Origin of the sequence: Pseudooceanicola onchidii (assembly GCF_004959925.1) — a bacterium.
Taxonomy (GTDB): domain Bacteria; phylum Pseudomonadota; class Alphaproteobacteria; order Rhodobacterales; family Rhodobacteraceae; genus Pseudooceanicola; species Pseudooceanicola onchidii.
The window spans coordinates 108,669-131,862 of sequence record NZ_SPUW01000004.1; the positions used below are offsets into that span (position 1 = coordinate 108,669).

Genomic DNA, 23,194 nt, shown 5'->3' on the forward strand with positions numbered 1-23,194 from the left:
GGCTGGACACCACACAAGCGACACAGCTGTCGGGAGGAGGATCTGACATGCAACTGCTGAAAGACAGACGAGAGGACCTGATTGCCGGCGCTGTAACCGCGGGCCTAGGGGCGTTCATCCTGGTCGAAGCCGTGGGCTATCGCCTGGGCACGGTCCGAAGCATGGGCCCGGGGTATTTTCCGATGCTGCTGGCCATGTGCATGTGCGTCCTCGGAGTCTTGCTTGTCGTTCTGTCGGAACCGTCGCCGGCGGAGGGCGAAACCGACAAGTCGCAATTTGCAGACAAGCGCGGCGTTGTCATGGTAACGGCGGCCTTCCTCGCCTTCGCAGTGCTGATCGAAAGGGCGGGGCTAGTGCCTGCCGTCGGGCTGGCCGTCTTCCTGTCCGCCTTGGCCAATAGGGCCACAAACCTGGTGACCGCCGTCATCCTTGCGGTGGTCACTGCCGGAACCTGCTGGTTGATCTTCAACCTTGCGCTTGGCCTTCAGATCAAGGCGTTCGTGTGATGATGGAGCTGTTTCACAACCTCGGAATCGGGCTTGGCGTCGCGGCGTCGATGGCGGGCCTGGGATACTGTTTCCTTGGCGTGACCCTTGGTACCCTGGTCGGCGTTCTGCCGGGGATCGGGACCATGGCGACGCTTGCGATGCTGCTTCCCATCACCTTCCACGTGGACGCGAACTATGCGCTGATCATGCTGGCGGGCATCTATTACGGGGCGGCCTATGGCGGCTCCACGGCATCAATCCTGCTGAACCTTCCCGGAACGGCCACAAGCGCGGTCACCGGCATTGACGGATACCCGATGGCACAGAAGGGGCAGGCCGGCCTGGCGTTGTTCGTCACCGCGATCGCATCGTGCTTCGGATCGATGTTCGGGGTGGTTCTGCTGTCATTGTTCTCGGTGCCACTGGCGCGCGTCGCGCTTCAGTTCGGGCCGCAGGAATACTTTGCGCTCATGTTCCTCGGGCTGATCGCGGCATCGCTGATCGGCTCCGGCCGCTCGATCCGGTCCCTGGCCGCCGTGACGCTCGGGCTTGCGCTTGGTCTCGTCGGGCTTGACCTGAACTCTGGCGTCGCGCGGTTCACCTTCGGCATGCCTGAATTCTTCGATGGCCTGCCATTGGTCGCCATTGCGATCGGATTGTTCGGTCTGCCCGAAATCATCGCGAACGCGGGCAGGGTGGTACGATCCTCTGCCAGCGCAAAGGACATCAGTTTCCGATCGATGCTACCGACGCGCGCGCAATGGAAACGGACGGCCATGCCGATGCTAAGGGGGTCTGCGATCGGGTCGTTCTTCGGGGCGTTGCCCGGAACCGGCGGCGTCGTGGCGACCTTCATTTCCTACGCGACCGAGAAGAAGATTTCGCGACATCCCGAGGAGTTCGGCAAGGGTGCCATCGAAGGCGTCACCGCCCCCGAAGCCGCAAACAACGCAGCGGTCCAGTCCGCCTTCATCCCGACCCTGTCACTTGGCATTCCCGGTGACCCGGTCATGGCCATCATGCTGGGCGTGATGATGATCCACGGCATTCTTCCGGGGCCAAGCGTGATCTCGGACAGCCCCGACCTGTTCTGGGGGCTGGTGGTCAGCTTCGTGATCGGCAACGTCTTCCTTTTGGTGTTGAACCTGCCGCTGATCGGAATCTGGGTGCGGATCCTGTCGATCCCCTACAACCTGCTGTTTCCCGTCATTGTCGCCTTCGTCTGCATCGGCATCTATTCAGTCAACTACCAGGTCATGGACCTGTTCGTCCTGCTGGCTTTCGGCTTCCTCGGCTGGGGCATGAAGGCGCTGAACTTCGAAGTTGCGCCTTTGCTCCTGGGCTTCGTGCTCGGGCCCATGATGGAGGAGAACTTCCGCCGCGCGCTGGTGATCTCCAACGGAGAGGTATCGACCTTTTTGGCGCGGCCGATCTCGGGAACCATCATGGTCGCGACGTTCCTGATCATCGGCTACTACGTCGTGCAGGGCCTGCGCAAAGTTCTAAGTCGCAAGATGGTCTCTGCGGAGAGCCACAATGTCTGAGCTCGCGCAACCTGGCCATGCCGATCAGGCGCCGATCATCCGTTTCACGCAGGTGACGCGAAAGCCTGACCTTCTGGGCGAAACACCGGTCTGGGACGCGGATCAGGACTGCCTGTGGTGGATCGACGGTGCCGCGGGGCAGGTCCGCAGGATGACGGTCACCGACAAGGATCCGCAACCCGAAAGCTTCGGGTTCAGGGGCCACGTCGGGTCCATAGCGCTGGCGGAAGACGGCTGTGTCCTGGTCGCGCTGGAACGGTCCGTTGTGCTGTTTCGCCCGGGCGAGCCGATACAGTTGGTGGTCCTCGATCTAGGTCCGCCGGCGTCACCGCTGCGGTTGAATGATGGCACGACAGACCGCCAGGGTCGCTTCATCGTTGCCGACATCTCGACCGATCGGCAGCCGACCGGGCAGGTTCATCAAATCCATCCTGACGGGCGACATCGGATTCTGCACGAAGGCATCCTGGTCGGCAACGGCGTCTGCTTCAGCCCCGAAGGCGAGACGCTGTATTTCTCGGATACGGCCGCGCGCAGGGTCTACGCCTGCGATTACGACATCAGAACCGGAGAGGCGAAAGCGCCGAGAGTTCACATCGACACCTCTGCGCTGAACTCGGGCACCGACGGTGCGACCGTCGACCGCGACGGAAACCTTTGGGCGACACTGATCCATACCGCGCGGATCGGGTGTTTCGATCCCCAGGGTCGCCTGATCGACAGTTTCGCCGCACCGACGGACCTGCCGTCCTGCGTGGCCTTCGGAGGACCTTCTATGGACGTGCTGTACGTTACGTCCATCAAGGATTCGGGCACCGGGCGCGCCGTTTCCCACCATCCCCTCGGAGGTCATCTTTTCGCCGTCGAAAGGCTTGGGGCAAAGGGCCTGCCCGACAAGCGTTTCGGCCAGACCGGGGACACCTGACAGATCGGTTTGATACAGCTGCGCAACTTGTCCGTAACGACAGCTTGTGGCTGGACAAAACGGGCAATTAGCTACTGCAAGAAACGGTTGGCCGCTTTGGCGTTTCGCCTTGGCTGCACCAGATCGTTTAGCACATCTCCGCTCCGATCCACAGCCCGCCACAGCCACAACTTTGTGTCGATGACCGGCAGGACAACTTCATCGAGATGTCGCTTATCTCCCGCAGCGGGCCGGTCAAGCTTATTGCAATCTTCGGGATTCTGACAAAATCGGTCCCCCATCTGCGCACGGTTTCCCGGCTAACCAATATACGAAGCTCGGCGAGCAGATCATCGACATCCGCCATACCCTTGCATCAGCGGCGACGGTCTGCGGTCTGCGGTTGACACTTTCGGACCCGTCGGCGTAATTCTTATATAAGAGTTACAAGATATGCATCGCAACGACGATGCCAACGGAGAACCCATGCCGAACACTGTTGTCACCGATGCCCATTCCCATGTCCTGTCGTCTGAAACCGTCGCAATCCTGCAACGCGAAGTGCCTGAGCTTGCGCCGAAACTGACGCCGATCGACGATGAGGGCGCGATCCTGGAAATGGGCGACGTGGTCCAGAATCCCTTCCCGCGGGGCGCTTGGGATCTGGAGCGGCGGCTGGCGGACATGGCGCGCATGAAGATCGACCGCCAGGTGGTCGCCGTCTGTCCGCAAACACTTCTCTACGGGTCCGATCCGGACGGCACGCTGGCCATTTCCCGCATCCAGAACGATCAGATTTCCAAGATGTGCGCTAACGATCCCAACCGTTTCGCCGGGCTGGCCACCGCGCCGATGCAGGCGCCCGACCTTGCCGCCGCCGAGCTGACCCGCGCCATGCGCGAAAAGGGATTGGGTGGGGCGATGATCGGCACCAACATCGGCGGCAAGAACCTGGACGACCCCGCGCTTGATCCCTTCTGGGCCGCGGCGGACAAACTGAGCGCCTTCATCCTGGTGCATCCGATCCACGTGGCGGGCATCGACCGGCAGCGCGACTACTACATGAAGAACATCATCGGCAATCCACTGGACACCACGATTGCGGCCGCCTGTCTTGTCTTCGGCGGGGTTATCGAGAGGTTCCCCAACATCACCTTCTTCATGTCCCATGGCGGTGGCTTCACGCCCTATCAGGCGGGTCGGTTCGTGCACGGCTGGAACGTCCGGGACGAGCCCAGGAAACGATTGAAGGGTCACCCGCAGGCGTCACTGGACAAGCTGACCTATGACACTATCCTCCACGCGCCCGAACCGCTGCGGTTCCTGCTGGACACCGTGGGCGAGGACCGGGTGTTGATGGGCACGGATTATCCGTTCGACATGGGGCAATATGACATGGTGCCAGTTGTGGACAGTCTGGGGCTTGCCCCTGCGGTACGGGCTGCGGTCATGACCGATACGATCGAACGTTTTTTGCCCGGCGCGTTCGGAAAGGTGCCCGCGTAGTGGCCCGCCAGGCCGCCCGCCGGTCGCGTTCTCCGCGCGATGTACCGCTTTACGAGATGGTCGACAGCATCGTCCGCAAACGGCTGGTCGAAAACGTCTATCCCCCGGGTGCCATGCTGCCGAGCGAAATGCAGCTGGCCAAGGAACTGGGCGTAAGCCAGGGCACCGTGCGCCGGGCGCTTGACGGGCTTGTCGCCGAGGGGCTGGTCGTCCGGCGCCAGGGCCTTGGGACCTTCGTTTCCGAGATGGAAGACCGGCGGTCCCTGTTCCTGTTCTTCAACATGGTGGCCCATGACGGTCGGCAGGAAATGCCCGCCGCGCGCCTGATCGAGGCCGTCGACGGGCAGGCGACAGACATCGAAGCGCGCAAACTGGCGATTACCGTGGGCTCTCCGGTCCGGCGTCTGACGCGCCTGCGCCTGTTCCGGGAACGTCCGACGATTGTCGAACGACTTGTCGTTTCCGAGGCCGTGCTTCCCGGACTGGCCCGGCACGCGCCGCCTCCTGACCACCTGTTTCGGTACTATGAGACAGAGTATCGCGTCACCGTCGTCGAAGCGGACGAAAGCTTGCGGGCCGCGTCCGTGACAGAAGAGGAAGCGGACCTTCTCGACATGCCTGTAGGTGCTCCATTGCTTGAGATTGACCGGGTTGCGTACGCGATGAACCGGCGGCCCGTCGAATGGCGAGTCAGTCTCTGCGACACATCGGGCCACGATTACCGCATTGATCGCGGATGATATTATAAGCCACTGATTTCAAGTAAACATTTTTCGTTGTTCTATAGGTCATATATCTCTTATATAAGAGTTATAAGAGAGGCCGGTGACCGGCCGTGGGAGGAAAGATGAAACTACATATTACAATGGCGGCAACCGCCGTCGCGGCGTTGGCCACATCCGCAGCAGTCGCGGCGGATTGCGGCAGTTTCCCCGAACGTCCGATCGAAGTCGTCGTGCCCTATGGTGCGGGTGGAGCGGTCGATGTCAGTTCGCGCACCCTGGCCGAAGCGGTCAAGGCCGTCGCGGGCTGGGACCTGCGGGTGGCGAACCGCACCGGCGCGGGCACTGTGACAGGTCAGGACTACCTGGCGTCCCAGGCGCCCACTGACGGCTATACGATCGGGGTCATGCCGCTGATGGCAGCCGTGCTGAACGATCAGGACGAACGCAATTCGCTCGAGCCCGGTTCGCTCGAAGTGGTCGAGACAATCGCCTTCGATCCGTGGCTGTTCGTGGCCAAAAAGGGTGAAACCCTGGAAAGCCTGACCGAAAAGGGCAAGGCGGGAAAACTGCGCTACGCGTTCAGTCCGGGTTCAGAGCAGGGCCTGATGGGCGACAAGCTGCAGGCAAAGGACGGCTATGAAATGGCGCGCGTGCCTCTGTCGGGTGGCGTCAACCGGCTCGGCGGCCTGCTCAACGGGTCCGTTGATATCGCGCCCAGCTTCTATGGCGAGGCCAAGCAGTATTTCGACGGTGACGTGATGGTGCCGATCGGATTTGCAAACAACGTTCCCTACTGGGCAGACGGGTCCATTCCCGCGCTTGGTGCGGAAGGCTACGATTTCCCGACCAACGTTTGGGGGTCCTATCGTGTGGTGCTGGTCCCCTCGGCCGTGCCGGACGACATCAAGAGCTGTATCGCCGACACCATGACCGAGGTCATGGAAAGCGAGAAGGGCAAGGAGATCTTCCTTGAAAAGACGATCCGCGTCGATCCCGTCGGTCACGAGGCCGCCAAGGCCAAGTACGGTGAGTTCGAGGCGATTGTGAAAGACCTGCTCGCGGCGGCGAAGGGCTGATGGCCGACCGGACGGACATACCGGACGGTGCGTCCGTCCCGTCCGCAGCCGCCCGGATCGTGAGGATTGCGGCCCATGTCGCAATCCTCGCCCTTGCCGGGGTGCTGCTGAAAGACATTCTTGCCACGGAAGGGGTGCGAAGATGGCCCGATCAGGGCTTCCCGCTTCTGGTCGTCGCGTTCGCCGCGTTGACTGCGGGGCCTGCCCTGATCCGGTCAGTCAAAATGCCGTCACCGGACTGGGGCGAAAACCTCGCCGGATCGCTCAGCCGGTCGAACAAGATGCGGCTGGGGCTGTTCGCGGCGACTTGGCTGGTCTTCGGGCTTGTCCTTCCGCTGGTCGGGTTCCTGGTCTCCGCCACGCTGGCGATGACAGTTTCGGCGGTCGCGCTTGCACGTGCGCGCCCCTGGCTGACGTTTCCCATTGCCGCGATCATCGCGGTGCTGATCTTCATCTTCTTCCAGAGGGTGCTCTATGTCGGCCTGCCACTTGGTCCGCTGGACCGGCTGGTCATCCAGAGCATTCCGAAAGGCTGACCTATGGGCGGTTTCGAGCATCTCATTGATGGCCTGGCCGTCGCGCTGCGTCCGGATTGCCTTCTGGCGGCAGTGGGCGGCGTGATCGTCGGCATCATCTTCGGCGCCATTCCGGGCCTCAACGCAACACTCGCCATTGCGCTTTTCCTGCCCGTGACATTCCTGATGCCGCCCGACGCGGCGCTGATCCTTCTCAGCGCGCTTTACGTGGCTGGCATTTACGGGGGGTCAATATCGGCCGTGGTTCTGGGCATTCCCGGCACTGCCGCCTCTGTCATGACAGCGGTCGAGGGCTACGGGATGGCCCGGCAGGGCCAGGCGAACCGGGCACTGCAGATTTCTGCCTTTGCGTCGGGACTGGGCGGTCTGCTCTCGGCCATCGCGCTTGTGACGATGACGCCTGCACTGGCGCGCGTGGCGCTCAGTTTTGGCCCTTCCGAATTCTCGCTGCTGATCGTTTTCAGCCTGCTGCTTGTCATCCTGATGTCACCGCAGAACCTCTTCGCCGGATTCGGCGCGACGGCGCTTGGGCTGATGTTCGCGATGGTGGGCTACGACCCCGTCGCCGTGGGAGAGCGCCTGACATTCGGTATCGCCGAATTGCGGGGCGGGTTGCCGCTGGTGCCTGTCCTTCTGGCCTTCTTCGCTGCGCCGCAGGTCATTCGCCTGGCCGTCGATGCGTTGCACGGCACCCGGACGGCAGTTGAGACGACCGATCACCTCAGCTTTTTCGGAACCGCTGCCGCGACGTTCCGGCACAAGTGGTCCGTCCTGCGGGCCTCGACCCTGGGGCTGGGGATCGGCATCCTGCCGGCCGTCGGGGTCGAAACCTCGCCAATCCTGGCGCATACGATGGAAAAACGGTTCAGCAAGGATCCGAAGTTCGGCGGGGGCAGTGAACATGGGCTGATCGCGGCAGAAAGCGCCAACAACGCAACTGTGGGCGGATCGCTGATCCCACTGATCGGCCTGGGCATTCCGGGCAGCGCACCGGCTGCCGTGATGCTGGGCGCGCTGACCATGCACAACGTGGCCCCCGGCCCCCTGATCTTCATCACCAACGGCGAAGTCATCTATGCGCTTTTCGCAGGGTTCATCGTGATCAACGTGTTGATGATGATCGTCGGCGTGCTGCTGGCCCGTCAGTTCGCACTGACACTCAAGCTTCCCAAGGGCCTGATCGCCACATTCGTTACGGCTGCCGCGATCTTCGGAAGCTATGCCAGCGGGACCAGTCTGACCTCTGTATTCGTTCTTCTGGGTGGGACTGGCGTTGTCACCGTGATGCTTCTGGCCGGTATCCCGATCCTGCCCTGCGCACTGGCCTTCGTGCTGGGCCGGACGCTCGAAAACCAGCTCGCCGTCTCCTTCGCTTCGATGTCCGGGATCGGCGACCTGCTGAGCCGCCCTGCCTCGGTCGTGCTGATAATCCTGACGCTTGTCGCCGTGGTCATCCTGATGCGCATGCGACGGGCGGAACAGGCCAATTCCACCTCGGCGAACCTTGAGGAACCCGTATCATGAACACACGCACCACGCCGCCGATCCTGTCGATCAATCCCGCGACCGGAGAGACGCTGGCCGAATTCTCGTCCGACAGCGCCTCGGTCATCGAGGCAAAGCTTGCCGCCACCGCTGCTGCACAGTCTGACTGGGCGCGGCTGACGATCGAAGAGCGCTGCGGATTGCTTGACAGGATGGCCAAGGCGTTGCGCTCCGGTGCGGCGGACTACGCATGTCTGATCACGCTGGAAATGGGCAAACCGATCGCCGAGGCCGAGGCTGAAATCGAGAAATGCGCCTGGTGCTGCGAGCATTACCGTGACCAAGCCGCGGCCTATCTGAAAGGCGAGGTCATTGCCTCGGGGGCAAGCCACTCCGAGGTCGTGTTCGATCCTCTCGGATCGGTTCTTGCGGTCATGCCCTGGAACTATCCGTTCTGGCAGTTCTTCCGCTTTGCCGCACCGGCCCTTGCTGCGGGGAATGCAACCCTGCTGAAACATGCCAGCAACGTGCCGCAATGTGCCCTGGCGATTGCCGATGTCATGGCCGCTGCCGGGGCCCCCGAGGGCTTGACGGCCACGCTCATGATAGGGTCGGGGGCTGTGCGCGGTGTTCTGGCTGATCCTCGCGTCGCAGCGGTGACCCTCACCGGATCTACCGAAGTTGGTGCGCAGGTCGCCGCCCAGGCCGGGGGTCTGCTGAAGAAACAGGTGCTTGAGCTGGGTGGTTCGGATCCGTTCATCGTTCTTGAGGATGCCGATATCGATGCCGCCGTCGCCGTTGCCGTCAAATCCCGGTTTCAGAACACGGGGCAAAGCTGCATCGCGGCCAAGCGCTTTATCGTCGTCGATGCCATCGCCGACCGTTTCGCCGATGCATTCACCGCGGGCGCCGCGGCGCTGAAAGTCGGTGATCCCTTCGACCGCTCGAACACCCAGGGGTCGATGGCCCGCGCCAACCTGCGTGACGAACTTCACGACCAGGTTACCCGCGCCCTGACCGACGGCGCGACGCTGCGCACCGGCGGCGCGCCGCTGGACGGGCCAGGTGCCTTCTATCAGCCGACCGTTCTAGATCATGTCACCCCGGACAACCCGGTTTTTCGCGAAGAAACTTTCGGACCCGTCGCGGCCATTGTCCGCGTGCCCGATGCGGACACCGCCGTGGCGCAGGCGAACGCGACGGAATTCGGTTTGGGGGCCGGGCTGTGGACCGCAGACCTCGACCGGGCCCGGACGCTGGCCCGCCGGATCGAGGCAGGGGCGGTCTTTGTCAACGGCCTGGTCGCCTCGGATCCGCGGCTGCCCTTCGGTGGAATAAAACAGTCGGGCTACGGCCGCGAACTAGGCGCCTGGGGTATCCGCGAATTCACCAACACCAAGACCCTATGGGTCGGCCCTGCAAGTTCCTGAGACGACGAAAAGGACGAACCCATGGACGCCACGACGCCCCTTACGATTGCCCCCGATACGCTGCGCGCCTTCGTTCGCGACGTCTTTGTTGCCCATGGAATGCCCGAGGGGGACGCAGCGATCGTCGGCGAAGCCATGGTCGAGGCGGACCTTCATGGCAGTGACGCGCACGGCCTGTTCCGGCTGGCCCGTTACATCGACCGGCTCAAGGCCGGCGGCTTCAACCTCAATCCCGACATCCGGGTCGACAAGCGAAAGGGCGGGCTGGCCCGGATCGACGGCGACGACGGCATGGGTCACCTGGTCGTCCGCCGCTGCACTGATGAAGCCATCTCGCTGGCCCGCGACCACGGGGTCGCCTGGGTCGGCTGCCACAATTCGAACCACGCCGGCGCGGCGGGCGTCTGGGCCATGCGGGCCGTGGCACAGGACATGATCGGCATCTACATGGCCGTCGGCAGCGCCAATCACATGGCGCCATGGGGCGGGGCGGATCTTCTTCTGTCCACGAACCCGATCGCCATCGGCGTTCCCGGCGGTGAGGGCGGGCCGGTCCTCCTCGACATGGCGACGACCAATGTGGCCTACGGCAAGGTCAAGATGGCCGCCGCCCAAGGCCGCGACATGCCCGAGGACTGGATGATCGACGCGGATGGCAACCCGCTGACCGACCCAAAGCAGTCGTCCGGCGGATCCCTTCTGCCGATCGGCGGGGCCAAAGGCTATGGGCTGGCCCTGATGATCGGGCTTCTGGCAGGCACGCTCAACACCGCCGCCATGGGCAAGGCGGTCGTCGATTTCAACGCCGATGACGAAACACCGACCAACACCGGGCAATCGATCCTTGTCATTGACCTCAAAGCGCTTGGCGATCCCGCGTCGTTCAAGCGGGATATCGACCGTGTGCGGTCCGAAATTCTGGGCTCGCGGTTGCGGCCAGGCTTTGACGAGATCAGGCTGCCGGGCGATCGTGCCATGCGCCTGCGGCGGGACCGGGCCGAGACCGGTGTGCCCTGTTCACCGGTTCTGCTGGAAAGCTTGCGCGGTGTCGCCAAGGATGCCGGGATTGCCGCATTGGAGGACAGAACATGACAAAGACCCCGCTTGTCTTCACCAAGGACCGGATCGGCTCCTATGATCGCGGCAACGGTGTTGTCACACAGCTGTTCTGCTCGGGCGAACGCTGCGGGGCCGAGGTCACGACCGGGACCACGACCCTACCCGTCGGCAGATCCGTCCAGCTTCATTCGCACAACTGCGATGAACAGATCGTCATCCTGCAAGGTCATGCAGAAGCCGAATTCCGGGGTGAGCGTTTCCCGATCGGCCCGATGGAGGTGGCGTTCATCCCCAAAGGCGAGGTGCATTGCTTCCACAATGTCGGTGACGAGACGGTGGTGATGCTGTTTATCTACGCCGCGCCCGAGGTGACGCGCACCTTCGCCGGCTCGGGCGAGACCGTGCGCCACCTGTCCGAACACGATCTCGCGCAGCCACGGTCATGAGCGACGGACGTGTCAGTTTCACGCTGAACGGTGAACCGGTGGAGATCGAGGCGCCCGAGGCTGAACCCCTGCTGTGGACGCTTCGAAATCGGCTTGGATTGACCGGCGCACGGTTCGGATGTGGTGAGGGATCTTGCGGCGCCTGCGCGGTTCTGGTCGACGGCCAGATCGAGACATCGTGTTCCCTCAAGCTCTGGGCGGTCGAAGGGCGGCGCGTCGAAACGGTCGAAGGTCTGGGCGATCACCCCCTGATCGCAGCCTTCGCGGCCGAGCGGGCAGGCCAGTGCGGATATTGCTTGTCGGGTCTTGTGATGCGGGCGAAGGGGCTTCTTGACAACACCCCGGATCCGGACCGGGCCGAGATCATCGCCGCTCTCGATGAGGGCCTGTGCAGATGCGGAGCACATCCGCGAATCCTACGCGCCGTGGCGCGGGCGGCCGAGGACTTGCGCGGATGACTGGGATGAAACTGTCGAAAAGCCTCGAAAACTATCCGCTGATATCGGATTGGCTCAAATTTCCCGAGCCGGGGCGTGTTTCGGTCCGGTCCGGCCGTGTCGAGATCGGTCAGGGCATCTCGCTTGCGCTACGTCGGATCGTAGCAGGGGCGCTGAACCTGCCAATGGCGCAGATCGACCTTGTTGCTGGGGATACCCGCAGCGGCCCGGACGAGAATTATACCGCCGGCAGCATGTCGGTCGAACTGAGTGGCCTGGCCCTGCGGGCCGCGGGGCAGGCGGCGCGGGCCGTCGCGGGGCAGGGGGATTTCTGGGCCATTGCGGCCTCTGGCGGTTTCGATGTCCCGATCCGGGATAACCTGCCCGACACGCCACAGGCGGAACCCGATCTCTTGCTGGATCTGTCGGTTGCCGCATCCGAAAGCATACGTGACCGTATCCTTGGCGGCGGCTACATTCATGACCTGCGGTTGCCCGACATCGTGCACGCAAGAGTCCTGACGCAGCCACACCCGCAGGCCAGGCTGCTTGATCTGCCGCTAGCCGAGATTGAAGCCATGCCAGGTGTGCTTGCCGTCCATCGAGACGGCAGCTTTGCCGCAATCCTCGCTGCGTCCGAGGCCGAAGTCATGAGCGCTGTCGCACGCGCCGACTCCCTTGCAGACTGGGACCAGCCCGACGGGGGCGTTCAGACAGCCGACGACCTGCTTGCAGGCACGGCACAGACCGAAGTCATGACAGATACGGGCGTTGATGCGGTGACCGGAAACCGGCGCATCACCGGTGAATTTGCACGGCCCTTCCTGACCCACGCCTCGATCGGGACATGCTGCGCAATTGCGCAGTGGCATGACGACAGGCTGAATGTCTGGAGCCATGCCCAAGGTCCGTTCCAGCTGAAAGCCGGTCTGGCGCATGCCCTGAAGCTTGCGCAAGACCAGATCGACGTGATCCATATGCCCGGTGCCGGGTGCTATGGCCACAACGGTGCTGACGACGTCGCCTTCGAAGCCGCCCTGCTGGCGCGTGCGCGGCCGGGCGCGCCAATCCGGCTGGCGTGGCGCCGGGCCGATGAACTGACCCGGGGGCCGCTCGCCCCGGCGATGCGCAGCCGTGCGACGATCACGCTTGGTGACGACGGGGGCATTGCCGCCTTTGACCTAGATATCGTCAGTGCCCCGCACCAGCGCCGTCCTGGCCCGGGCAAGCCCAACTTTGCGGCAGGCCCGTTGCTGGACAAGCCCGTTCTGCCCGCTCCGGCGAGCGAGCCCCCGCCGGCCAATGGCGGAGGATCTGATAGGAACGGTGTCCCGATGTACCGGTCGGGCGCGCTGCGGGTTGCCCGACGTGTGGCGTACGATATCCCGTTGCGGACATCGGCGATGCGCGCTCTCGGGGCCTATGCCAATGTCGCGGCCATCGAGCTTGCCATGGATGCGGCTGCCGAAGAGACCAGGCAAGATCCGGTGTCGTTCCGGCAGGCGGCGCTGGATGATCCCCGTGCTCGGGATGTCATCCGGCGGGTGGTGGATCTGTCGGGATTTGCGACGGAGACGGACGGCGACTCGGCCATGGGCCTGGGGTTCGCGCGCTACAAGAACAAGGCCGGATATTGCGCGGTCGTCCTCGAAGTCATGGCAGGCGAGAGCCTTTCCGTGCCGCGCCTCTGGGCCGTCGCGGACGTGGGAGAAGCCATCGATCCGGATGGCGTGGTGGCGCAGATCGAAGGGGGTGCGATCCAGGCACTCAGCTGGAGCCTGAAGGAAGAAGTGCCCATAATCGGGGGTGCGCCCGCGGTTTCAGACTGGGAAAGCTATCCGATCCTGCGGTTTTCCGAGATCCCCGAGATCAAGGTCGCGCTGATCGGCGACCCGGCGTCGCCCCCACTTGGCGCAGGTGAAATTGCGCAGGGCCCGGTGGCAGCAGCACTGGCCACTGCGGTTCGACGCCTGTTCGGCCTGTCGTCGATTTCGGTGCCGTTGACGCCCGACGCCCTTGCCCGGCAAATCATCTGACATGTCCGAGAGCCTTGCCGCACGGTCCGGGGCCGCATCCATCCTGCCCGTCGCCCTCGCGATGGCGACGCAGATCGCAACGATGCTGCCGGTTTTCCTGGCTGGAAGCCTGTTTCCGCTCTATCGCGATACGCTCGGGCTGTCCGCGGCCGATCTTGGGATGACGGTCGCGCTGTTTTTCGGGTGTTCCGCCTTCGGGTCGGCCAGCCTGTCGGGTCTGTCTGACAGGTACGGGCCGTGGAGCGTTGCGCGGGCGTCGCTGGCCGCAGCCTCGGCTTTTGCCGCCCTGGCGTCCCTGGCGGGCACCGCCCTTCTGTTCACGATGTTCATCGCGTTGGCGGGGATCGCCAACGGGACAGTGCAACCCACTACCAATGTTGCCCTGACGCGGGCCGTGCCGTCTGCGCGACAGGGCTTTGCCTTCGGTCTGAAACAGGCTTCGGTTCCCCTGGCGACGATGGCTGCGGGCCTGGCCGTGCCATCGATTGCATTGGTTGCCGGCTGGCGGATCTGTTTCGGGCTGGCAGCACTTTTTTCCGTGACGGTTGTCCTGCTGTTGCCGCGCGGGGCCGAACGTCAGCGGGAAAAAAGCGGGTCGCGGGGCTTGCCCGACTGGTCGATGCCCGTCCTGATCGCTCTCGGTATCATGTCTGGCTTGGCCGCAGGGTCGGCGAATGCGATGGCGGGCTTCTACGTCACGACGCTGGAGGCCCGAGGGATCGACTACGCGACCGCGGGCTACCTTCTGGCAGGTGGCAGTATCGTGTCGGTCGTTCTGCGTATCATCTTTGGCTGGCTGTCGGACTTGATCCGGTTTCCCCTTCTTGCCGCCGTCTCGGTTCTCATGGCGGGCGGTGCCCTGGCCTATGCGATCTTTGCGGCGACGTTCGCATTCCCAATGATCCTGCTTGCGACCGCCCTGGCATTCGGCATGGGCTGGGGCTGGGCCGGTTTGTCCATCCTTGCCATCGTCAGGGCGAACCCGAGGGCGCCGGGCCGGGCATCAGGCGTCGTCCAATCTGCACTTTTCGTTGGCGCCGTGATCGGACCGTTTTCCTTTGGTCGGGTGGCCGACGTCTACGGGATCAGTTCAGGGTGGGTCATGCTTGCAGTGGCGACGGCCTGTGCAGCGCTGATCCCCCCCACCCTCATGCTGTTGCGTCCAGAACTGGCGTCGCCAAGGCCCTGACACCTGCCGCCGGTGATCCGGCGGGGACCCACCCCGCTGAGCACCAGCGTCAGGGTAGCGGCCAGCCAGAACACCAAGCGACATGGGCAGAGAGATTCCGGCACCCGACGAGGGTAAAGGCGACGAAGCAAAGCTCAACCTGATTGCGGCGCAACCCGGCAGAGCTTTGGATCATGCGGCCCACATCGGTCAAACCTCTAAAGCCGGTCGCGCGGATCCTCGATCGCGGTCTGTGCGACCAAGCCCGAGCCGACAAGAACGTCGCGTATCCCAAGCGGAGCCCCGGCCTCGTGCAGGATTTCGGCCAGCGTCAACGTCGTGATGGGCGTGACAAAGGCCGGTTTCTCAACCTCCGGGTTGCCCGTGCCAAGGCTGCGGCCAGTCCATGCGCGACGGTGTTGAGTGGCGTCTTGCGATCATTGGCCTTGGCTGGGTTTCAGCGTCGCGGTGTCGGTTTCTCTGTAACTCGCGGAATACGGTCGAGCGATGTCTACCAAGCCTTCAGGCGGTGTCCGTTGCGCTCACCTTCATCAGCCGCCATCGTTCGATCTGACGTCTGTCTGCGAGGGTGAGGTGGCTAAATCTATGTTTCATTCAGGATATCCTTTCAGCTTTTAACATCCTGTCACGTTCCGAAAGTCGCATTTGAGGTTAGCGCGTACCGCTCACACCTTATGTTGCAACCAAGTAGAAATGTCGCCGGCTCTGCAAAGTAGAAGTGTCGTTCTTGCCGCCGTCGCAAGCGCAGCTGGGCAGGGCGGAGACCTCAGATATCGGAGGCCTGCGCGGCTGCGCGGGTCTTGGCGCGGCGGGCCAGTTTGGAGTTCCAGCCCTCGGTGTTGCGTCGTCCGTTCGGGACATAGGCGTTTGCCTGCTTGCCCGCCCGGCGCCGTTTCGGCGGGGCCTTCTCCTGCTCGACCCTGATGTAGTCCAGCATGGCCCCGAGCCGCTTGTTCTCCGTCACCGCCGCGTGGGTGACCCGCTGATCCTTGTCGAACGCCGTGTAGGGCAGGGACACACCTTTCCAACGCGACCGTCCGGGAACTCGTAGCTGTCCACGTATTGGCCGGGCAGGGCACGGGTCACCTCCGTCTCGGCCAGGATGATCCGGCGCCGGTCGTAGGAGAAGGTTAGCTGGTTGCCGACATAGCGTTCGTCCCGTAGGCAGAGGATGTCGCGCAGCCGGTCAGGCTCGACATTCAGCGGCCGATGCAGGTTGTCAGAGCGCAGCGGGGCCTTGGCGAAGCGGGCGTTGGACACGTCCATGAATGTCGGCAGGAAGGCATTGGCCGTCTCCATGTCCGAGATACCCGCCAGCCGCAGCTCCTTCACCAAACGGTCCTGCAACATCCGGATCGCCCGCTCGACCCGACCCTTGGCCTGGGAGGAGTTGGCGCAGAGGATCTCCGCGTTCAGCTCGTTCAGCGCCCGACCGAACTGGGTCATCCCATGGCCGGACTTCGCACCTTGCTTCGCCACCCGGAAGACGGAGTGCTTGTCGGAGTAGAAAGCGACCGGGCGGCCATGGTCGGCCAGGTAATGATCCAGCGCTTCGAAACAGCTGAACGTGCTCTCGGACGGCACGAAGCGCAGGTGCATCAACCGACTGGTCGCATCGTCGATGAAGACGAGCAGCGTGCAAGGTGGTCCGCGATCTTCGAACCAACGATGGTCCGAGCCGTCGATTTGCACCAGTTCGCCGAGGCATTCCCGGCGCAGGCGCGGCTGATGTAACGCCTTGCGCTACTTGCGCGGCAGCCAGAGACCCGCGTCCTGCATCCATTTGCGCAGCGTCTCGCGTGAGACCTTCAAGCCGTGATCCTCCTCAAGCTTCTCGGCGGCAAAGGTCGGGCCGAAGTCGGTGTACTGTTCCCGGACGATCTCCACTGCGAACGTCCGGATAGCCGGGTCGATCCGGTTGTTGGACACGCGACCGCGCGCTTTATGACGGATCGCCGCCGGGCCGTCATCCCGGAACACGCCCAGCAAACGTTGTACCTGTCTACGGCTCAGTCCAAGCACAGTCGCAGCCGCAACTGTCGTCATCCGACCCTGCGTCACCTGGCTCAAAACTTCGATCCGGTTCAACTCGCGCTCGCTCATTGCAATCCATCCCACGGCCACGCTCCATTCCTGCACTGACAGGGAAGTGTGACACTTCTACTTTGCTCATGTGGGACATTCTAACTTTGCATGTAGGCTCAAGGTCGGTTGCGACAGCTCCGCTATCTCAGCTTCATCGTTTCGTCCCTGAAGGCTTCCATCGGGGTTCTCCATCCCAAGCACTTCCTCGGGGTTCCGTTGAGGCGGTCGCAAATCGCCTTCATATTGCGATTTGAGAGCGCCGCCACGGGCGTGTCCCGTGGCAGGTAGCGCCGGGCCCGCTTGTTCAGGTTTTCGACTGACCCTTTCTGCCAGGGCGCCTGGGGATCACAGAACCAGACCTCGGTGCCGATCCCGGGCTTGAGCTTGCGCCAGCTGCGGAACTCGATCCCCCGGTCGAAGGTGATCGACTGGCGCGCCGGTTGGGGCAGGGGATCCATCACCGCCATGAGCCGGTTCATCAGATGCGTGGTGCTCCGGTCGTTGTTGCGGAACAGGACGGCGAAGCGGGTCTTGCGCTCGACCAGCGAGGCGATGTTCGCGTTGCCCTGGGCGCGCTCGAAGATCATCAGATCACCTTCCCAATCCCCGAACGTCTCGCGGGTCTTCACATAGTCCGGGCGTTCGTGGATTGACCTTTCTGGCGGGAAAACAAGACCTCGCGGCCTGCGGGCGTGACGCGGCTGGCGCTTTTTCCGCCGCGTGGGACGGTGCCGCGCGAGGTCTTCGGACCGGCCGTCCGGACCGTAAACGAAAGCGTAGATCGTCTCGTGACTGACGCGTATGGTCCGACCTTCGAATGCCAGGCGTCCTGAAATCTGCTCTGGAGACCAGCCAACCTTCAACTGCGTGATAACTGACTGTCGCAAATCCGGATGCCGAGCGAGCTTGCGCCGTCTGGCGCGTCGATCGATGGCCGATTTCTGGGCCACCATTCCGTAGTAACCGCTGAGATACGGCAGCTCCTCGTCAACAAAGCCGTTCCGCTAGATCTCGCGGTAGATGCTTGACCGGTGCCGACCGAGCTCTTGTGCGATTTCCCGGATCGGCATCTTCGCATTCAGCATGTCCTCGATCCCGCGCCGTTCGACCAGATCCAATTCTGTGTGGGCCATCTTCCGTCTCCTTGCATTCCAAGAAGATAGGGGATTTGTCGCAACCCAGTTTAGAATGTGCCCCGCCCACAACGCACCTTCGGGTAATCAACATTATGTTGATTCTTGTTCCTATTTCGGGTGCTCATTCTTGGACTCCCCACGAGGCTAGCTCTCGCTCCAGCGCTTCTGCTGAAGTGAACTTTTCTCACTTCGCATCGCCGTATTACCGAGCCCGCTCTCGCAGGTCTTCGAAGTTACCCTCGTTGACCGGCTCTACGCCCCCGGTTTCTACCCTCCTCGAGCTACTGCGGTAATAGCTGCTTGGCATCTTCGGTTACGCGAACCCTCCGGCGGCGATGCGTTCAACATAGTCGTTCAATGCATCCATGCATCCCTCTCGAACGAGGTCCGCCGCGGTCCGCACGCTGAACGATGGAAGAGGCCGATCAGAGAACCACTCGAATGCCGCGTCTGTGTCGCCGGTCCACTACTCCCGAAGCGCACACACGAGCGTCAATGACTCGGTGTATGCCGCGCCGGTAATACTACGCTCAGAGATCCGTATGGCAATGTCTTTCGGAAGGCGGTGTGCATCGCCGGTTTCCGTCATAAGAACATGTTGCCAGACCTTCTCAGGGCGGACGAACTCAAAAACTCGCCAGCCGCATCCTGTCTCGAATCTAGAACTTTTGGTACGAGAATCCTCCGAAAATCGCGTGGCGAGAAGAAGAGCGGAAACCGCCCTTCTCCAAGAGCATACCATAAGGCTGTTGCTACCGCGCAAAGGCGGGCTGCGGCCCGGAATGGTTTTTTAGATATCCCGCTCCTCCGCAACCCTTAGGAGCTCGCGCTTGAACCGACGGATCTCGGCCTCTTTCTCAGCGTCACCGGATGACGCCTTCGCGAACGTCTTCTTCCAGGCGTAGAGGGAATACGCGCTGACCCCCAGACGCTCCTAAACTTCCCTGACCGGGTAGCCTCTTTCCGTGATCTGCGCGACTGCATCTCGCTTGAAATCATCGCTGAACTTGGTGCTGCTCATCATCGCCTGCTTACCTCAAAATTAGCAAAGAAGGCGTCCACGATACACGGGGCTATTCAAGAAGACGCAATGGTCGCTATCGGCCCCCTCCGGATAAGATGGAAAAATAAGCCCCGGGACGTAGGTGATGACTTCCCTCTCCACCCGTCCGTGGAGGCGCGCCTGCAAGCTGATCAAGTCGCGCAAAGTGGTGAGGTCAAACCCTACCGGCCCGCACAACTCCGGTCCCGGGCAAGCTTGAAACCGCACTTCGAACGCTGAGTGACCACGCGCCCCTAACGTTTGATCCAATGACCAAGACAATGATCCTAACGGTCGGGTCCGTCGTTTGCTCGGAACCCGATAATTGTCGACCGCAGGGCTCGCCCACACGCCGACACGTGCCCGAGCATCGCGTCACGGCGGCTATCCGCACATGTTAGCGTATGTCATTGAAATATTGGGCCTGCATCCACTTGCCCTTGCGTCATCCACTTCGTAGATACCTCTCAGTCGCCGCCCTCTGCGTGCGGCCGCGCCCGTTGCGGCGGCCCGAATTGACCTGAGGAATTCCCGCACTTGCTCGACCAGATCGCGCTGCGCGCCGAACTCGCCGATCACTACGATCTTGCCCCTTCCACCGACATCGCTGCCGCCACCGCCGATATACACGCGCGGATGGACCGTGTCGTGTCGCCCCCCGACTGGGCGATCTATGCGCCCTACGTGGCGGCGATCAACAAGCTCAAGAAGGAACGCAACGCCGTCATTCTGGCGCACAACTACATGACGCCCGAGATCTATCACGGGATTGCGGACGTCGTGGGCGACAGCCTTCAGCTGGCGATCGAGGCGACGAAGGTCGAAGCCGACGTCATCGTCCAGTGCGGCGTGCATTTCATGGCCGAGACGTCGAAGATCCTGAACCCGTCCAAGACGGTGCTGATCCCCGACATGGACGCGGGCTGTTCGCTGGCCGAAAGCATCACCGCCGAGGGTATTGCCCAGATGCGCGCCCAATATCCCGGCGCGCCGGTGGTGACTTACGTGAACACCACGGCCGAGGTGAAGGCGGCGTCCGACATCTGCTGCACGTCCTCGAACGCGGTGCAGATCGTGCGCGGGCTGGACGCGGAAACCGTCATCATGACGCCAGACAAATACCTGGCGCAGAACATCGCCAATCTGGTGCCCGAGAAAAATATCGTCTGGTGGGACGGTGCCTGCATCGTGCACGAACAATACACCGCGCAGGACCTGCGGGATTTCCGCGACTGGAACCCCGGCACGCGGATCATCGCGCATCCCGAGTGCCCGCCGGACGTGGTGGCCGAGGCCGATTTCTCCGGCTCGACCAGCGGGATCATCGACTATGTGACACGGCAGCGGCCGGAAAAGGCGATGCTGGTGACCGAATGTTCGATGGCCTCGAACATCTCGGACGCGCTGCCGGACGTGGACTTCGTCGGCCCCTGCAACATGTGCCCCTACATGAAGAAGGTCACGCTGGAAAAGGTACTGTGGTCGCTGCACACGATGGAAGGCGCTGTCGAGGTCGACCCGGAGATCGCCGACAAGGCCCGCGTCGCCGTTCAGCGCATGATCGACCTGTCTGCCAAGATGGCCGGCTAGGGCCATGACGCCCATCCACACGTCCCGCGTCATTATCGTGGGGGCCGGGCTGGCGGCTCAATATGCCGCGCTCAAGCTCGCGCCACGCCCGGTGCTGATGATTTCGCCCGAACCTCTGGGAACCGGCGCGTCCTCGGCCTGGGCGCAGGGCGGCGTGGCCGCCGCGATGGACCCCGCCGACAGCGCCGAGGCGCATGCCCGCGACACGGTGACCGCCGGGGCCGGCACCGTCGACGCCACCGTCGCCCGCTCCGTCACCGAAGAGGCGCGGCGCCACATCCTCGACCTGACAGGACTGGGCACGCCGTTCGACCGGACTGAAACGGGGGAGTATGTCCTGTCGCGTGAGGCCGCGCACAGTTTCGCCCGCGTGGTGCGGGTGAAAGGCGATCAGGCGGGCGCAGAGATCATGCGCGCCCTGTCCGCCCAGGTGCGGGCGGCGGACCATATCCAGATGCTCGAAGGCGTGATGGCCACGGCACTGCACATGGACGGAGGCCGGGTCGCGGGCGTGGCCGTTGCCCGCTGCGACGAGGGCCTCAGCGAAAGCGTCATCCTCATCAGTCCTGCGGTGCTTCTGGCCGGGGGCGGATCGGGCGGGCTTTACGCGCTCACCACAAATCCGCCACGCATCCGGGGGCAGGTGATCGGCATGGCCGCCCGCGCGGGGGCCGATATTGCCGATGCGGAATTCGTCCAGTTTCATCCCACGGCCATCGCCTGCGGCACGGACCCCGCGCCTCTGGCGACAGAGGCGCTGCGCGGGGACGGCGCGATCCTTGTCAACCGTCACGGCGAACGCTTCATGCTGGACGCGCACCCGGACGCCGAACTGGCCCCGCGCGATATCGTCGCCCGCGCCGTCTATGCCCAGACCCAAGGGGGGCTGGCCCCGGCGCTGGACACCCGCGCGGCCTTGGGCACGAAGATCCTGACAGATTTCCCCGCCGTCGCCGCCGCCTGCCAGCAGGCCGGGCTGGACCCGGTGACCCAAGTGATCCCCGTGGCCGCCGCCGCGCATTACCACATGGGGGGCGTGGCGACGGATGCAGACGGGGCCAGCACCCTGCCCGGCCTTTGGGCCTGTGGAGAGGTCGCCTCGACCGGGTTGCATGGCGCGAACCGTCTGGCGTCGAACGGGCTGCTCGAGGCGCTGGTCTATGGCCGTCGCTGTGCGCTGGCGATCGACGCGGCCCTGCCCGCGCCCACGGTTGCCGCACCCGTCACCCTGCCCGACCTTCCCGCCGCCGAAACGCCCGACCCCGCGCTGGTCGCCCGGCTGCGGCAGGCGATGACCGATGGCGCGGGCGTGATCCGTACCGCAGATGGCCTGAACCGGACGCTGACCGAGATCGCCGCGATCGAAGCCGCGCAACCCGCTTGCGACGCGCTTCTCAACATGACGGCCACCGCCACGCTGATCGCCGCCGCCGCGCTGGAGCGCCGCGAAAGCCGGGGCGCGCATTTCCGGTCGGACTTTCCCCACCCCGACGGCGCAACCGGTATACGGTCGCTGATGACCCTGACCGACGCGTTGGCGATCCGCGCGACCATGACCCGAAAGGAACCGGCATGAACCAGAGCGCAACAATGGCCCCCCTGCCCGACCTGATCCTTGAACCGCTGGTCCGCGCCGCGCTGATGGAGGATCTGGGCACCTACGGCGACATCACCACCCGCACCGTCATCCCCGTCGGCACCACCTATGCCGCGCGGCTGAATGCCCGCGAACCGGGCGTGGTTTCGGGTCTGCAAATTGCCGCGCTGGCGTTCCGGCTGGTCGATCCCGCGCTGCAGATCACCACGCACAAGGCCGACGGCGACGTGATCGCGCCGGGCGACCTGCTGATGGAGATCTCGGGCGACGCGGCCTCGATCCTGTCGGGCGAACGGGTCGCGCTGAACTTTGCCGGGCGCTTGTCCGGCATCGCCACGCTGACCGCCGCCTTCGTGGCCGAGACGCGCGGCACCGACACCCGCGTGACCTGCACCCGAAAGACGACCCCCGGCCTGCGTATCGTGGAAAAACAGGCCGTTCTGCATGGCGGCGGGTTCAACCATCGCTTCGGCCTGTCCGACGCGATCCTGATCAAGGACAACCACATCGCCGCCGCCGGTGGCATCCGCCCCGTGCTGCAATCGGTCAAGGCGCGGGCATCCCACATGATCCGCTGCGAGATCGAGGTCGACCGCCTGGACCAGCTGGCCGAGGTTTTGGCCGAGGGTGGCGCAGACGTTGTTCTGCTGGACAACATGGACACGTCAATGCTGGCGAAGGCGGTGGACATGACCGCTCGTCAGGTGGTGCTGGAGGCCTCGGGCAACATGAAGCTGGACCGCATCGCCGAGGTCGCGGCGACGGGCGTGGACTATATTTCCTCTGGCTCACTGACCCATTCGGCGCAGGTCCTGGACCTTGGGCTGGACTTCTGAACGAAAAAGCCATCCCGCAACGCGACCGCCCCGCGCCAGATGTCCCC

At 63.6% G+C, this 23,194-nt stretch carries 18 protein-coding genes and 4 pseudogenes; 17 read left to right on the forward strand and 5 right to left on the reverse strand.

The window, feature by feature from the left end; translation table 11 throughout:
- Nucleotides 1-47: 47 nt before the first annotated feature.
- The 3 genes from E4S58_RS17285 to E4S58_RS17295 are packed head-to-tail and all read left to right on the forward strand — an operon-like array spanning nucleotide 48 to nucleotide 2,957.
- On the forward strand, nucleotides 48-506 hold the full coding sequence (locus E4S58_RS17285) for a tripartite tricarboxylate transporter TctB family protein (RefSeq protein ID WP_136637718.1): 459 nt from the start codon (nucleotides 48-50) through the stop codon (nucleotides 504-506).
- Between the two features lie 2 nt (nucleotides 507-508).
- The gene (locus E4S58_RS17290; protein ID WP_420821288.1) at nucleotides 509-2,032 is read left to right on the forward strand and encodes a tripartite tricarboxylate transporter permease; all 1,524 of its coding nucleotides are present in this window, start codon (nucleotides 509-511) and stop codon (nucleotides 2,030-2,032) included.
- Entirely contained in the window at nucleotides 2,025-2,957 is a 933-nt protein-coding gene (locus E4S58_RS17295) for an SMP-30/gluconolactonase/LRE family protein (protein WP_136637720.1), read from the forward strand. Before E4S58_RS17290 ends, E4S58_RS17295 begins: the two co-directional genes overlap by 8 nt.
- Nucleotides 2,958-3,028: 71 nt before the next feature.
- On the opposite strand, the gene E4S58_RS18160 is transcribed toward E4S58_RS17295, so the two are convergent.
- Nucleotides 3,029-3,238 carry a DDE-type integrase/transposase/recombinase gene (locus tag E4S58_RS18160; protein WP_136637721.1) on the reverse strand — a complete coding sequence of 70 codons (210 nt, stop codon included), beginning with the start codon at nucleotides 3,236-3,238 and terminating at the stop codon, nucleotides 3,029-3,031.
- Nucleotides 3,239-3,422: 184 nt separating this feature from the next.
- On the opposite strand from E4S58_RS18160, the gene E4S58_RS17305 reads away from it, so the two are divergent.
- The 11 genes from E4S58_RS17305 to E4S58_RS17355 all read left to right on the forward strand — a co-directional run bounded on the left by E4S58_RS17305 (nucleotide 3,423) and on the right by E4S58_RS17355 (nucleotide 14,861).
- Nucleotides 3,423-4,442, forward strand: coding sequence for an amidohydrolase family protein (locus tag E4S58_RS17305; RefSeq protein ID WP_169052721.1), 1,020 nt, complete (start codon nucleotides 3,423-3,425; stop codon nucleotides 4,440-4,442).
- Nucleotides 4,442-5,182: a GntR family transcriptional regulator gene (locus E4S58_RS17310; protein ID WP_136637723.1), complete on the forward strand. Its 741-nt coding sequence runs from the start codon at nucleotides 4,442-4,444 to the stop codon at nucleotides 5,180-5,182. The genes E4S58_RS17305 and E4S58_RS17310 overlap by 1 nt, the downstream gene beginning before the upstream one ends.
- Before the next feature lie 107 nt (nucleotides 5,183-5,289).
- Nucleotides 5,290-6,243, forward strand: a complete 954-nt coding sequence (locus E4S58_RS17315; protein WP_136637724.1) for a tripartite tricarboxylate transporter substrate-binding protein — start codon at nucleotides 5,290-5,292, stop codon at nucleotides 6,241-6,243.
- Nucleotides 6,243-6,779 carry a tripartite tricarboxylate transporter TctB family protein gene (locus tag E4S58_RS17320; RefSeq protein ID WP_136637725.1) on the forward strand — a complete coding sequence of 179 codons (537 nt, stop codon included), beginning with the start codon at nucleotides 6,243-6,245 and terminating at the stop codon, nucleotides 6,777-6,779. The genes E4S58_RS17315 and E4S58_RS17320 overlap by 1 nt, the downstream gene beginning before the upstream one ends.
- Nucleotides 6,780-6,782: 3 nt before the next feature.
- A complete protein-coding gene (locus E4S58_RS17325; protein WP_136637726.1) occupies nucleotides 6,783-8,303 on the forward strand; it encodes a tripartite tricarboxylate transporter permease in 1,521 nt (506 codons plus the stop codon).
- Nucleotides 8,300-9,694 (forward strand): NAD-dependent succinate-semialdehyde dehydrogenase, encoded by a 1,395-nt coding sequence (locus E4S58_RS17330; protein WP_136637727.1) that lies wholly within the window; start codon nucleotides 8,300-8,302, stop codon nucleotides 9,692-9,694. Before E4S58_RS17325 ends, E4S58_RS17330 begins: the two co-directional genes overlap by 4 nt.
- Before the next feature lie 21 nt (nucleotides 9,695-9,715).
- A complete protein-coding gene (locus E4S58_RS17335; RefSeq protein ID WP_136637728.1) occupies nucleotides 9,716-10,786 on the forward strand; it encodes an Ldh family oxidoreductase in 1,071 nt (356 codons plus the stop codon).
- Complete coding sequence (locus E4S58_RS17340) at nucleotides 10,783-11,199, forward strand: cupin domain-containing protein (RefSeq protein WP_136637729.1); 417 nt, start codon at nucleotides 10,783-10,785, stop codon at nucleotides 11,197-11,199. Before E4S58_RS17335 ends, E4S58_RS17340 begins: the two co-directional genes overlap by 4 nt.
- Complete coding sequence (locus tag E4S58_RS17345) at nucleotides 11,196-11,657, forward strand: (2Fe-2S)-binding protein (RefSeq protein ID WP_136637730.1); 462 nt, start codon at nucleotides 11,196-11,198, stop codon at nucleotides 11,655-11,657. The genes E4S58_RS17340 and E4S58_RS17345 overlap by 4 nt, the downstream gene beginning before the upstream one ends.
- A 5-nt stretch (nucleotides 11,658-11,662) precedes the next feature.
- Nucleotides 11,663-13,672, forward strand: a complete 2,010-nt coding sequence (locus E4S58_RS17350) for a molybdopterin cofactor-binding domain-containing protein (RefSeq protein ID WP_169052722.1) — start codon at nucleotides 11,663-11,665, stop codon at nucleotides 13,670-13,672.
- A 1-nt stretch (nucleotide 13,673) separates the two neighbouring features.
- Complete coding sequence (locus E4S58_RS17355) at nucleotides 13,674-14,861, forward strand: MFS transporter (RefSeq protein ID WP_136637732.1); 1,188 nt, start codon at nucleotides 13,674-13,676, stop codon at nucleotides 14,859-14,861.
- 197 nt (nucleotides 14,862-15,058) lie between these two features.
- Here E4S58_RS17355 and E4S58_RS18165 read toward each other — a convergent pair.
- The 4 pseudogenes from E4S58_RS18165 to E4S58_RS17380 all read right to left on the reverse strand — a co-directional run.
- Nucleotides 15,059-15,223: pseudogene (locus E4S58_RS18165) on the reverse strand (aldehyde dehydrogenase family protein); the annotation flags it as partial.
- Between the two features lie 404 nt (nucleotides 15,224-15,627).
- Nucleotides 15,628-16,979, reverse strand: a pseudogene (locus E4S58_RS17365) (ISNCY family transposase).
- Nucleotides 16,980-17,086: 107 nt separating this feature from the next.
- Nucleotides 17,087-18,079, reverse strand: a pseudogene (locus tag E4S58_RS17370) (IS30 family transposase).
- A gap of 796 nt (nucleotides 18,080-18,875) precedes the next feature.
- Nucleotides 18,876-19,106, reverse strand: a pseudogene (locus E4S58_RS17380) (transposase); the annotation flags it as partial.
- Between the two features lie 555 nt (nucleotides 19,107-19,661).
- Between E4S58_RS17380 and nadA the strand changes: the two are divergent.
- From nadA to nadC, 3 genes are read left to right on the forward strand one after another with little or no spacing between them, the layout of a single operon-like run.
- Nucleotides 19,662-20,714, forward strand: coding sequence for a quinolinate synthase NadA (nadA, locus tag E4S58_RS17385; protein WP_136637734.1), 1,053 nt, complete (start codon nucleotides 19,662-19,664; stop codon nucleotides 20,712-20,714).
- Between the two features lie 4 nt (nucleotides 20,715-20,718).
- The gene (locus E4S58_RS17390; RefSeq protein WP_136637735.1) at nucleotides 20,719-22,290 is read left to right on the forward strand and encodes an L-aspartate oxidase; all 1,572 of its coding nucleotides are present in this window, start codon (nucleotides 20,719-20,721) and stop codon (nucleotides 22,288-22,290) included.
- Entirely contained in the window at nucleotides 22,287-23,147 is an 861-nt protein-coding gene (gene nadC, locus E4S58_RS17395; protein ID WP_240789603.1) for a carboxylating nicotinate-nucleotide diphosphorylase, read from the forward strand. Before E4S58_RS17390 ends, nadC begins: the two co-directional genes overlap by 4 nt.
- The last annotated feature ends 47 nt before the right edge of the window (nucleotides 23,148-23,194 follow it).

Coding starts and splice junctions, on each gene's coding strand:
- E4S58_RS17295 (WP_136637720.1), top strand. CDS start 2,025: ATGTCTGAGCTCGCGCAACCTGGCCATGCCGATCAGGCGCCGATCATC.
- E4S58_RS17350 (WP_169052722.1), top strand. CDS start 11,663: ATGAAACTGTCGAAAAGCCTCGAAAACTATCCGCTGATATCGGATTGG.
- E4S58_RS17315 (WP_136637724.1), top strand. CDS start 5,290: ATGAAACTACATATTACAATGGCGGCAACCGCCGTCGCGGCGTTGGCC.
- E4S58_RS17305 (WP_169052721.1), top strand. CDS start 3,423: ATGCCGAACACTGTTGTCACCGATGCCCATTCCCATGTCCTGTCGTCT.
- E4S58_RS17285 (WP_136637718.1), top strand. CDS start 48: ATGCAACTGCTGAAAGACAGACGAGAGGACCTGATTGCCGGCGCTGTA.
- E4S58_RS17335 (WP_136637728.1), top strand. CDS start 9,716: ATGGACGCCACGACGCCCCTTACGATTGCCCCCGATACGCTGCGCGCC.
- E4S58_RS17320 (WP_136637725.1), top strand. CDS start 6,243: ATGGCCGACCGGACGGACATACCGGACGGTGCGTCCGTCCCGTCCGCA.
- E4S58_RS17345 (WP_136637730.1), top strand. CDS start 11,196: ATGAGCGACGGACGTGTCAGTTTCACGCTGAACGGTGAACCGGTGGAG.
- E4S58_RS17325 (WP_136637726.1), top strand. CDS start 6,783: ATGGGCGGTTTCGAGCATCTCATTGATGGCCTGGCCGTCGCGCTGCGT.
- E4S58_RS17290 (WP_420821288.1), top strand. CDS start 509: ATGGAGCTGTTTCACAACCTCGGAATCGGGCTTGGCGTCGCGGCGTCG.
- E4S58_RS17330 (WP_136637727.1), top strand. CDS start 8,300: ATGAACACACGCACCACGCCGCCGATCCTGTCGATCAATCCCGCGACC.
- nadC (WP_240789603.1), top strand. CDS start 22,287: ATGAACCAGAGCGCAACAATGGCCCCCCTGCCCGACCTGATCCTTGAA.
- E4S58_RS17355 (WP_136637732.1), top strand. CDS start 13,674: ATGTCCGAGAGCCTTGCCGCACGGTCCGGGGCCGCATCCATCCTGCCC.
- E4S58_RS17390 (WP_136637735.1), top strand. CDS start 20,719: ATGACGCCCATCCACACGTCCCGCGTCATTATCGTGGGGGCCGGGCTG.
- E4S58_RS18160 (WP_136637721.1), bottom strand. CDS start 3,238: ATGGGGGACCGATTTTGTCAGAATCCCGAAGATTGCAATAAGCTTGAC.
- E4S58_RS17340 (WP_136637729.1), top strand. CDS start 10,783: ATGACAAAGACCCCGCTTGTCTTCACCAAGGACCGGATCGGCTCCTAT.